The sequence below is a fragment of the Candidatus Babeliales bacterium genome (assembly GCA_036260945.1).
Lineage (GTDB): Bacteria > Babelota > Babeliae > Babelales > JACPOV01 > JACPOV01.
Genome location: DATALT010000001.1, coordinates 1 through 12,596, shown reverse-complemented (window position 1 = coordinate 12,596; position 12,596 = coordinate 1). Strand labels below are relative to the sequence as shown.

General features: G+C 40.4%; 8 protein-coding genes. 1 reads left to right on the top strand and 7 read right to left on the bottom strand.

Going from position 1 to position 12,596, the window contains the following annotated elements; translation table 11 throughout:
- Position 1: 1 nt before the first annotated feature.
- From VHO47_00040 to leuS, 6 genes are all read right to left on the bottom strand, one after another.
- Positions 2-586 (bottom strand): hypothetical protein, encoded by a 585-nt coding sequence (locus tag VHO47_00040; GenBank protein ID HEX2977503.1) that lies wholly within the window; start codon positions 584-586, stop codon positions 2-4.
- Positions 583-2,193, bottom strand: a complete 1,611-nt coding sequence (gene pilM / locus VHO47_00035) for a pilus assembly protein PilM (GenBank protein ID HEX2977502.1) — start codon at positions 2,191-2,193, stop codon at positions 583-585. The genes VHO47_00040 and pilM overlap by 4 nt, the downstream gene beginning before the upstream one ends.
- Positions 2,190-4,919, bottom strand: coding sequence for a secretin N-terminal domain-containing protein (locus tag VHO47_00030; GenBank protein ID HEX2977501.1), 2,730 nt, complete (start codon positions 4,917-4,919; stop codon positions 2,190-2,192). The genes pilM and VHO47_00030 overlap by 4 nt, the downstream gene beginning before the upstream one ends.
- Before the next feature lie 15 nt (positions 4,920-4,934).
- Positions 4,935-6,131 carry a type II secretion system protein N gene (locus tag VHO47_00025; protein HEX2977500.1) on the bottom strand — a complete coding sequence of 399 codons (1,197 nt, stop codon included), beginning with the start codon at positions 6,129-6,131 and terminating at the stop codon, positions 4,935-4,937.
- A 183-nt stretch (positions 6,132-6,314) separates the two neighbouring features.
- Positions 6,315-7,298 (bottom strand): MoxR family ATPase, encoded by a 984-nt coding sequence (locus VHO47_00020; GenBank protein ID HEX2977499.1) that lies wholly within the window; start codon positions 7,296-7,298, stop codon positions 6,315-6,317.
- 9 nt (positions 7,299-7,307) lie between these two features.
- Positions 7,308-9,737, bottom strand: coding sequence for a leucine--tRNA ligase (gene leuS / locus VHO47_00015; GenBank protein HEX2977498.1), 2,430 nt, complete (start codon positions 9,735-9,737; stop codon positions 7,308-7,310).
- A 165-nt stretch (positions 9,738-9,902) separates the two neighbouring features.
- Between leuS and VHO47_00010 the strand changes: the two genes are divergently transcribed.
- On the top strand, positions 9,903-10,526 hold the full coding sequence (locus tag VHO47_00010) for a hypothetical protein (GenBank protein ID HEX2977497.1): 624 nt from the start codon (positions 9,903-9,905) through the stop codon (positions 10,524-10,526).
- A gap of 78 nt (positions 10,527-10,604) precedes the next feature.
- On the opposite strand, the gene VHO47_00005 is transcribed toward VHO47_00010, so the two are convergent.
- A partial coding sequence (locus tag VHO47_00005; GenBank protein HEX2977496.1) for a hypothetical protein occupies positions 10,605-12,596 on the bottom strand: 1,992 nt, incomplete at its 5' end.

Sequence of the window (12,596 nt, the reverse complement as noted above, 5' to 3'; positions counted from 1 at the left end):
TTTACTCCGCTACAGCAGAAATTTCTTCCGCTTTCGGTTCGATAGTTGCGATTAGTAAATTAACGTTAATTGTTTGTCCATTACCATTACCAGTCTGCTTATACATCTCGACTTCTTTGGTGTACACGCGATCAGTTTGCTCAATTGCATCAAGAAGTTCCGCTACTTGCTTTGTCGTCATATTAGTAAAACTTGCATACAGTTTCACTTCAGTGTAGCCATTATCAAGCGTTTCGCGCGATGTTTCCGGTTCCCGCGTTTTATTTGAAGCGAGTCCAAATTTCAAAACAAGATCATTAAAATAACCACCAATTTTAAAATCTTTATCTTTCGCCAAAATCGCATCAACCTCTGCTTGCTGCTTTTTTACCATTTCGTAACGCCCAAGCAACTCACTTACTTGCTCACGTTTACGGTTAATTTCGATCGTCTTCTTTCGTAACGTACTAAGCGTTGAATAATAGCGATAAACAATGATTCCTGCTATTAAAAAAATAACGCCGAATGCAGCAAAAAGATAATAACGAAACTGCTTCTCATCTATTGAATCGATGGTAATTTGTAAACGTTTAAAAAATTCCATCATTGTTCAGTCCCATTCTTTTTGAAGAAGAACTTTTCATTAATTTTTAACTCTTGCATCGTCGGAACAATAATGAAGAGATTTGATTCGCGCAATTCGCGCTCAAGTACTTTAAGTGCGTTAAAATCTTTTACCTCACCCTCAAAAAGCAAAGCGTTTGGGGTAATCACTAATTTGCGCAATTTCAATCCGATTGCATCACGATCAATTGCACTGCTCATTTCCTGCAATGCTTTCAGGAATGAGAATCGCGTTTGTCGCGAGAATGCAAACCATAATTCCTCTTCACGCTGCACTTTTTCAGCAGCTTCAGTTTCAGCACGCTGCAAATCGAACGCATCGGTAAGTTGTAGATCCTGAAGTGCTCGAACAACTTCCCGCTCGCTACTTTTTACTTTTTTTGCAGCGGATGAAGTTTGCCACCACGAATAGCCAATCAATCCAGCAAGAATTGAAAATGCCAAGATCGCAGCGGTGAGAAATTGTTGAACAAATAAATTTGCAGTCGAAGGCGCAAGTTCAGCTTGTCGCAAATTAATATCGCTCGTGATAGGGCTAGGCAACGCTGCTGCTAAACTGTGCACCGCGTCTTGCTCAATTCGCTGCCCCTGTTTAATTGTGATTGCTTTATTATTTAATAATGCATGTGGATCAAAAATAGTTACATCATGCTTGAGGAAATTTACTGCATATTGCCGCATACCTGCAATTTCGCATCCGGATCCCATTAAAATAATATGATCAATTTGGCCAGAAGGAATTTGAGAGCTAAACGATTGAAGCGTAAACTGAACCGTTTGCCAAAAATCTGCAGAACCAGAAGTAACCGATTGATAATATTCCGCGCCATCATGTTTTTCAAAACCAAATCGCAAAAGCTCTTCTAAAGCCTGCGTTGGCGAAATATTGAGTAAATTTGCCATTGAACGCGCAATCGTGACAACACCTTTAGGCACCGTGCGAATAAGTTTTAGTTGGCGATCAATTATAAGCATGATACGCGTCATATAATGGCCAACATCGATCAGTACAACACTTCCTGAAAGATTGGAAAGTGATGGCATCATCATGTACAACCCGTAAATATCAAAAACGTCGACCGTAACAGCTTGAGGCTCAACGCCTGCCAACTGAAAATAGGACAGCGTTTCTTGCACGAGCGATTTTTGCGTCGCGGCAACGAGCACTGTAGAGCTCTTTTTTTCTTCATCAGTCGCGATAACAATAACATCAACTATTGCATCCGCAAGGGAAAATGGGAGCGATGATTCGATTTCATACGGCACAACCATTTTAATTTTTTCATAATCTGTGAACGGTAACGTTAATTGCTTGAAAACAATACCGGTACTGCTGAGCGGCGTCCTGATAGCATCGTAACGATCGGCTCGTTTTATAATTCTTTTAATGGCAGATGCAACACGTTGTGGATATTCTACGCTTTGATCAGTTTCTATCGGCTCCTGCATTAACTTTTCAATAACTATCCGATTTCCAGCGCACGATAATTGAGCTGCATGTACAAATCGCTTATTAATATCAATGCCAAGAATACGCTGAGGGAGAACAAAATAAGATCCAATTTTTCTTGGAATAAAAATATCGATCATGCTACTGCCTCCTTACCTTCAGGTAACGAGCTCATAATCGATCCTCGCCGTTTGACAGATTTTTTTGCAGAAGCACCTTTAGTCTCTGGGCCAGGAGGTGATTTTTTTGTCTGTAGTGCTTGAGCAACAATTGATTTTTTTTCTGAAGTTATAATTTCTTTAGCGTTAACCGTTTTCAATTGCACGTTTACCGGCTTTTCGGGAGTTCCATTTTTAGGATCAGCTGCAGCAAAATCGGTGCGCTCTTGCTCCAAAGTAACATCTTCCCTGCTAATTCCAGGGGCAAGCCTTGCACGTACGTCAGGCGGTAAATCACCTACACCAACGACACGCACGCGGTCATAATAAGGATTCATGCAGTCTGGATTGCACCATTGTTCTTGATTTTTGCCGGCAATATAATTATCGACCACTTCTGTGTTTTCATCTGGTCGATCATTAAAGAACCAGCGATGAATAATATCGCGACGCTCTGCAGGATGGCGCATTTCGGTCATAATCACTTTGCTGTGATCAGCTTTATCTTGCGAATAAGAACCAATGCCGCCTTCTAATTTTGGTTCAATAATGCGTGGCGAAATAAATACCAATAAATTATCTTTATTCTTGGTTTTTTCTTTATTTTTAAAGAGCCATCCAAGTAGTGGAATGTCCCCCAAAATCGGTACTTTATAGGTAACATCAGCCTCGGTTGACCTGAGTAATCCACCGATCGCAAGAACTTCTCCATTACCGACGTTTGCATTAGTTTTTATTGTTTTGGTATCACGCGTTGCGCTTGAAGGATTGTTCGTGTCGGTAAAAGAATCAACACTGATATTAATTTGCAAGTTAATATTTCCGGTGCTATTAATAAGCGGCGTAATATTTACGGTTAAATTTGCAGTTACGTCTCCCTGCGTTTCAGTATTCACCTGCGACTGAACCTGGCCCGTTATTACACGGCGTGTTTCACCAAGCGAAACCTGGGCAGCGTAGTTATTCACCGTTACCAAGAATGGATTGGAGATAACATTCAAATGCACTTGCGTTTCAAGCAATTTAAAGAGCGCCCAAACACTATTAAATTTATTGGAGATCGATATTAATGTCGCGCCTACGGTTTGACCTTGTGCGAGCGAAATAAGATTGGCAAGCAAACTTCCGCTATTTGGATCAACCACCGGCGAAGAAAATGTTCCGCCGCCCAAAGGCATGCCAGAGGTTTGAGCATTAATGCCATGCCCAAAAACATCCTGACCTTTATTGCGAATTTGAACACCGATTGCACGATCATCGTTTGCAACAACGTTAACCACAAGAACTTCTAACGCAATTTGTGGTTGCTTAACATCTAGTTTTTTTATAATATCGAGGACTTTTAAATAATCTTCTTTTTCTGCACTTATCAATAATCTATTGCCAGATGGTTCAGCTTGGAACGTCATCGGTCGTAAATATTTATCACCATCTCGTACACCACCACTTTGCGAAGCTGCAGAATCTGGCGCAAACTTAGTCACCGCAGTTAAAATAGCGGCCACGTCTTCCGCTTTTGTATATTGCAATTCATAAACATACAATGGCGAATAAGGAACTTTTATTTCGGTATCAACGTAATTAATAATAAAATCTTCAACTTTTCGAATACCTTCCTGAGTACCTAAAATAATCAATGTATTGGTTCGGCGCTCTGCAAATACACGCGTGTTATCTGGAAAGTAAATAGATGACGGTGCTTTTTTTGCCCCCAAAATACGCGCAGCAAGCCCTCGTGGATCTTCAGCTTGGGTTAATTTATCATAAAAAGCTTTTACCTCTTCAGCATCCGCATGCTCTAATTTAAGAACAGAAAGCGCTTCAGGCGAACTAGTGCTATCAAGTTCTTCAACAATTTGCATCACCGAACGAACGTTCGTTCCTTTATCGGTTAAAACAAATGCATTAAGGTCGGGCAATGGATTTACCGTTCCCGTGTTGCTTCTGAACGCATCTACGATCCCCTGAAGAGTTGCAAGAGTACTATTGCGGATAAAATAAATGTAACGAATTCGTTCATCACTATTTGGCAAACAAGACCAATGAACATTCAAAAAAGAAGTTAGTGTTGAACGAGCAGCAGAACGAACCGCCTTAGGATCTGTTGAGACAACCTTATAAAGATTCGGTGATGTGCCTTTGACAATACTCAATCCAAAAAGATCAAGGAACGTAATGAAAAGATCCCATACTTGCCGTTTAGTAAGCGGCTTTTGAGTTTTGAACGTAATTTTATTACCGCTCACTATTCTTGCGCTTGCAGGTTGCGGATTAATTGCATCGTCAGCTAAGAAATTAACTTGAAATACATCAGAAACCCACGATAAAACATTCTGAAGATCGGTATTATCAAAATTGATCTCGATTGCTTCTTTAGGGTCATCGGTTGCAGTTATTGGGCGCGCTAACGCACCAATAATACTTGTTTCTTTCGCTTCATCTTTATCGATGACAAGACGTTCACTTTGATCGCCTTCATTTATGAGACAAACTTGCTCAAAGCGAGGATCTTGATCAAATACTGGCGTATTGTGATTATCACTATTTTCTATTGGTGTGTTTGCAGATTCCGGCAAAGAAACAGCATTAACAGATTTTTTTGTGGCTTTTCTACTACTTCCCGCTACAGAAGCTGTTGGCTCATCAGAAAAAATCGTACTCGTGAGCACAGAACTAGATAACGCTAAAAAAACAATATACTTATTCATAATGTATCCACGCGGTTATATGTTGCGCTCAAAGCTATCCTGCAATTTGCCACGCAATGTTCGCTGCGGTTTTTGGGAGACCATAATTCTTTTTTCATGTTTATTATTTTCATTAACCACTGATCTATATTTTTCCTGCTTATGGCGCAGCGCTACGCGTTGCTCTTCAAGTTCAAATGTGCCCAGATCTCGAGCTACCGTTATACGATCAGGTTCTTTTACTGCTCGTTGCGCCGTTACTGTTGCATCCGACCCTTGTACATCAGCAAGCGCCGGTTGAATAACTTGATCCAACTTTTGTAGCTTATAGAATAAACTAATTGGTATATTTTTGCGCAATAATTTCACTGCTATGGTACCACCAATAGGCAATGAAGAGATTTTTTCGTACGCCTGTACGCGGCCATTTACCGTTGCACAAGAAATGCCATTTATTTCTTGGATAATATCGCCGGGCAGAATGCCGAGCGCAAATCCTGGTGATGTAGCCTGCATTTTGCCAATGCGGCATCCGATGCTCACGCCTTGTTGGAACACCGTCGTAATGTTGAACATATCAATAAACTGGGCAAGATTTTCAACACGTTCTACAAAGAGATCGGGATCAACTAAATATTCTGTTTCACTCACTTTGTTAATGACAGAATCCCAATTTGTTTTTGGCGATAACAGCTGCTCAAGCTCTGCATCAAATTGATTCACATAGAGAGTTTCCTGCTGGCCATTTGCACGAATCAAAATAATTTTATTTTTATAAATCTTTATCAGTTGAGCATCTTCAATTTTTTCACCAAGGCGATAGTTTTTCGATCTTCCCTCTTTAGTGCTTTCAATAATCGCAATATCGAGGCGCTCATCAGAGCCAACTACTATACCTTTTAGATTAATTGCTAATGGCTCAAGGAACCGAGGAGGAGGCGCTTGCGGAACAGTGCTCATTTTTGGAGTTGGTGGTGGAGGCAATGGTGTGCCTAAAGAATCTGGCACTTCTGGCTGCATTACTGCCGGCGCTTTGTAGGTGTCAAATAAATCATTGGCATAAATTTTTGCCAAATCGATTTTTGTTATTTCTTGCTTGTGTGCGCGAACTTCATTCTTCGGCTGAAAAGAAACTCGCGCCGGTAGCTTTGGTCTGGCAAAAAACATAAATGCAATCGCTAGCGCTGCCACTAAAACAAGAATACTATTTATTAACCACCATGGCTGTTTCATCGCGTCCCTTCGTGAGAACTACCTTCAAACAATAACCCTCTAGGTCTGAGGTTGTCAAGCGGAATATAACGATGAATGCCGCATTTATTCCTCATCTGAGGCGATACAAGTTAGTTAAGCCAATAGAGAGCTCAAACGTCATTGTTTTTATAACTCCTGAAAATATCTACGCAAAATTAATTTTTACGGCGTTGGAACCGTTTGGATAATTGTGGTAATAACATCATCCGGTTTTATACCATCCGCTTGCGCATCATACGTTAGTGTAATGCGATGACGCAAGAGTGGATGAACAACCGCTTTAACATCATCAGGCGTCACAAAATGACGTTTTCTTAAAAAAGCGTGTGCTTGCGCAGCTTGAAACAGACCAAGTGTCGCCCGAGGCGAAACACCATATTCAATGAGCGATTTCAACTGAGGCATTTTATATGCGCTTGGATTACGCGTCGCAAAAACAATAGAAATGATATAATCGATTACTTTTTCGTCGACATATATTTTTTTCACAAATTCTTGCGCTGCAAAAATATCTTCGTGCGTTAATACTTGATGCACAGGCGCGGTTACTGAAGTTCGTTGCAAAAGCTGCTTTTCTTGTGATGGCGTTAGATAATCAATAAGCAACTTAAACATGAAGCGATCGATTTGCGCTTCCGGTAAACGATAAGTGCCCTCTTGCTCTAAAGGATTTTGCGTAGCAAAAACTAAGAACGGCTTATCAAGCGGAAACGTATTTGAACCAATGGTCACCTGTTGCTCTTGCATCGCCTCCAGAAGTGCCGCCTGTACTTTTGCAGGAGTTCGGTTAATTTCATCAGCGAGAATGAGATTAGCAAAAATGGGGCCTTTTTTAGTTTCAAATTCTTGAGTCTTTGGATTATAAATTAAGGTACCGATTAAATCTGCGGGCAATAAATCGGGAGTAAATTGAATACGTTTAAAATGAAGCCCGAGTGCCTGCGTGATTGTTTTTATCATTGTTGTTTTAGCAACACCAGGAACGCCTTCAAGCAAAATGTGCCCATTTGAAAGAAGGGCAATCATGATAAATGTAATCGTTTGCTCGTTACCAACGATTACTTTCTGCACCTCTTGCTGCAGTGCTTGAAATCGCACGCTTTCCGATTTTAACTGTTCGATAATTTCTTGATTGAGCAGTTCCATTTGCATGCCTCACTTTACGACAAAATTTATTAATCGATCAGGAACAAAAACAACATTCACGAGTTGTTTTCCTTCAACATATTTTTGAACAAACGCGTATGCTTGCGGTTCAATAATCGCACGATCCGAGCCCGGCGCAATCATTAACTCACCCCGTAATTTTCCGTTTACTTGAATCATAAATGAAATCTCATCACGCATTGCAAGCGCAGGATCAAAATGCGGCCATGGGCAGCTTTGCAATTCTTTGCCAAGCAATTGCTCCAACAATTCTGAAGAAAAATGAGGAATAAGAACCGACAATGCGACCAATAATTTTTCCATCGTTTCTCTGCTTAATCTCATTTTCTGCGCAGAGGCATCATTAAACCATTCCATGCAGGCGGAAACCGCGGTATTAGGTTTAAAATGAGCAATGCGCTCTTGATAATCTTTCAAAAAGCGATTGAAGCGCTTAGTCACTTCCTTTTCCTCACGCTCGCCAGCAAGCAGCATACGCTCTTTATCGGTCAAGAAAATCCAGAGGCGATTGAGGAAACGCTTAACGCCCTCAAGCCCCAAATCTTGCCATTCGCAATCTAGTTCGGGCGGGCCCATAAATAAAATGTACATGCGCAATGCATCGGAGCCATATTCTCCTACAATTTCATCAGGATTAACTACGTTTCCTTTTGATTTAGACATCTTCTCCACATGGCCCGATAGTTCCGAATATTTGCAGACCATTCCTTGATTAAATAAATGCGCAAACGGCTCATCAAAAGATAGATAGCCCAAATCGTAAAGCACTTTTGTATAAAATCGCGCATAAAGCAAATGCAATATTGCATGCTCAATACCGCCCACGTATTGATCTACTGGGAGCCAATATTCCATGTCTTTTTTATCAAAAGGCTTATCTTTAAGATGTGGATTTGGATAACGCAAGAAATACCAGCTTGATCCTGCCCATTGCGGCATCGTATTTGTTTCGCGCTTTGCCTGGCCACCACATTTTGGGCACGTGGTATTTACAAAAGATTCAATAGCTGCAAGTGGCGATTCTCCAGTGCCGGTCGGCTGATATTCTTTTACACGTGGCAATACCACCGGCAACTGATCTTCAGGAACGGGCACCACGCCATCTTTTGGGCAATGAATTATAGGAATTGGTTCACCCCAATAACGCTGACGAGAGAAAATCCAATCGCGCAATTTATAGGTGACTTTTTTTTGCGCTTTGCTTTCTTTCGCAAGCGTTTCTATCATTTTGCGAGCGCCAGCTTTTGCATCAGAGCCGCTAAACGCTTCACTGTTGATAAGCGTTCCTTCATAAGAATAACAACCGCGCGGGCCGTTTTTCTGCTCACGCACTTGATCATTATCGACCACATAAATTATTGGAAGGTCGTAACTATTTGCAAATTCGTTATCTCGCTCGTCATGCCCCGGCACACCCATAACGGCGCCGGTTCCATAACCACTCAGAACGTAATTAGTAACCCAAATAGGAATCTCTTGATTATTTATCGGGTTAATTGCATAGCTTCCCGTAAAAAAGCCGAATTTATTCGTATCATGCTCAGATTGCTCATGCAATTCATTCATGAAATTTGTTAGTTCTTTCTCTTTTCCTGAAGCTAGAATCTCTTTAATATCTTTGTAATCATGAGCGATCGCAATGAACGTAACACCAAAAAGCGTTTCAGGGCTCGTGGTAAAAATCGGCATTGGTAATTTTTTGCCGGTGGGCGTAGCAACGGTAAATTGAATTTCTGCTCCGTGCGATTTTCCTATCCAGTTTCGCTGCATCAATTTTACTTTTTCGGGCCAATCAAGACGATCTAAGCCTTCAAGTAATTTTTCGGCGTATTCGGTTATTTTAAGTACCCATTGCCTGATTTTCTTTTCAGTAACAATCGTGCCGCATCGCTCGCATTTTCCGTTAACCACCTCTTCATTTGCAAGGCCGGTTAAGCATGATGGGCACCAATTAATTGGCAATTCTGCTTGGTACGCAAGGCCAGCATCGTACATTTTCAGAAAAATCCATTGCGTCCACTTATAATAATCGGGATCAGTAGTATTTATTTCTTTGGACCAATCATAAATAGCGCCGATTTTATTGAGTTGTTCCTTAAAAACTGCAATGTTTTTTGCCGTTCCAACTTCCGGCTGGATTCCTTTTTTTATTGCGTCGTTTTCAGCAGGAAGCCCGAATGCATCCCAACCCATCGGATGAAGAACGTTAAACCCTTCAAGCCATTTAATGCGCGCATAAATATCGGAAAGTACATAACCGCGCCAGTGGCCAACATGAAGTCCTGAGCCTGAAGGATAGGGGAACATATCCAGGCAATAAAATTTTTTACCACTGCCGGTTGGCTTGGTTTTTGCCGGATTATTTTCAGCCCACCGCTGCTGCCATTTTTCTTCAATTGCTTTAAAATCGTAACTCATGCCGGACCTTTTTGAATGCGCTTTTAAGTACTTATTATGTAGTTACTATAGCAGATTTTCCAGGATCATAAAGTCAGGTGCAAATTACTCAGATCGTGCTATAGTAAAAAAAATAAATCTTTCCTCCAGTTCGCCATGCATGAGCGTTACTAATAAGGATTACTCATGGTAAATCAAACGCAAATTACCCCTGCTCCATTATCCCAAAAACAAGATGAACTCATTCTTGTCGTCCGCCGCGATCAAATTTTTAAGCATCAACCGGCGTGGAATGGATTAAAGGCGGTTAATTTTGATGATTATTTAGCGATCATAAAACAACACAGAGAATTTTTGCCGCGCTCTTTAATGGAGCAGGATCCTACCTACAAACAAATCATTCCCTATCTGGTTTTTGAGCACGAAGGGCGCTATTTTTTAATGCAGCGAACAGCGCAAGCGACCGAAAAACGTCTTCAAAATAAATATTCTCTGGGTATTGGCGGGCATATTCGCCAAGAAGATATGGAGACCGATTCACTTTTTGATTGGGCGCGCCGAGAGTTTCACGAAGAAGTGAACTATTTAGGTGAATTCTCCATAAAGCCGCTCGGTATTTTAAATGATGATTCAAACGCTGTCGGGCAAGTGCATATTGGATTTGTATTTTTGCTTCAAGGCAAAACGCCAAACATTTCAGTAAAATCTGAACTCAAAAGTGGAGAGCTTCTTTCGCTTGAAGAGCTCGGGACTTATTTTCCAAATATGGAAAGCTGGTCGCAATTCGTAGTTGAGTTTATAAAGAAATAATTTTTCACATTCTCTATCTTCTAGAAATAACAAAAGGCTCCCTCACATAGAAGGAGCCTTTTTATTTGAGCTCTTAATTTAAGCAACCGTTGAAACATTGTGGAAACATGTAACGGTACCCGCTGTGATCGCAGTTGTTAACGCAGTGCTCAATGAAATAGTTACAAGTGGAATCGCGCCGGTACCAATTACATAATTATTAGTATGGCTTTTTGATTCATTCGAAATAATCATATTGCCAAACGCACCGGCATTAGAATTCAAACCTGTCGAACTCACTGTTCCTGAATTGTTTACTATCTTATTGCTATCAATAACATTCATGCTGCCCGTATCTCTGATTCCAGTAATTATACCGCCAAATGTAGTTACACTATTTCCACTCACAAGGCAGTTACGTATGGTACTTAATGATCCTGTATTACTTATAACATCCATGGAAGATGCGACGTCTGAAGTATTTCCAACCAATATATTATTTTCGATAAGTCCAAATGTACTGGTTGAGGATATACATTTAGCTATAAAACCATTAAATGTATTACCGATTAAAGAACACCCCCTCACAATAGAATTGCTACCAGTTACGCTAACACCAAGGCTGATACTATTCGACCCAAACTGATTGCTAAGTATCGTAGCTCCTTCTATAATCCCATAATTACCAAGGATAGAAATGCAGGATGAAATATCCTGAGCAACGCCACTCACAAGCACATTACCTTCAATAGTAGTATTGCGTATTATTGCTGATGCAGTGGAAACTATTCCTGTAAATGAATTACCTGCCAGGCTAGCACTAATAAGGTTGTTGCTAATCACACTATCTTCCACTAGCGCCGCTCCCGTCCCAGTGATATTAATAAAGGTACAACTAAAATTTAATGAATTCGCATCAATTATATTATCAATTATACACAGCTCTGGTCCCGAAGCTCTAATAAAATTATTAACGCGATTTGTATTTGATGTGGTGTTCGAAGAAATATTATTTCCGTCAATTAAGCAGGGGGTATTACCCACAAAAATAAAATTACTAGCCACCCTATTAATTCCATTTAAGCTGTTCGCGTTAATATTGCAATTGGTTATAGAAGAGTCACCAATGCCGTCGTTGTGTTCTATGAGGCTGAAAAATCCATTTGAAAAATTGTTTGACGAGATATCTATTCCATTAAGATTTACATCTTTGCATGAAGAAAAAGTTATCAATCTAGAACTTGTGCTCACTAAAGTGTTACCAGCAAATTCCCCTCCATCGATCTTTACAATTGAGCAAGAAGTTCCTCGAATTGCAGTACCCGATCCTTGGAAATTAGATTTCGTTGCTGAAATATTGCTTATAGATACACAACAACATGAAGCTAAATTTATACAATCATTATTAAAGGAGAAAGCCGTTATGGCAATCTTATCAACAAACAAATTATTTATATCTGTCAAAAATAATCCGTTTGCAACTGTGCCATTATCTACATTAAGATTATTTATGGTTAACCCCGAGACAGTCCTTGCAAAACAAACGTTACCCGCAGAATTCAAACTAGATTGGCAATTGATTATTTCTACAGTGTTACTGTTGACAACACTAAATGATGCGACCACAGAATTTAGCGAAAAAATATTATCAATCGTTACAACACTACTTGATTGAACAAACACTCCCCCTAACGTTACTACACCATTTTTGACAATCACATCCTTTACATTATCAATTAGAATTGCTGATGAAAGAGGACTTGACGTTATTTTTCTATTGTTCAGATCAAGAGAAACTTCATTAGATAAAATAGTAATTGTTCCAACTATATCTTTTGCCAAGCAGTAATTGCCAGTCGCAGTGATTTGAGTAGCAGTGAAGATGGGTATAGCGCCGCACGCAGTCAAGGTGGTTTCAATATCAGCAAGCGTAGTAAAGATGCCACTTAAATCGACCGAGGCGGTCACTCGTAAATTCGCAAGCGAACTAAAGGTACCGTTGCAGCACGCAGCGAGCGCAGTAAATACACCACTCAAATCGACCGAGGCGGTAACCCGTAAATTTGCAAGTGTACTAAAGGTGCCGTTACA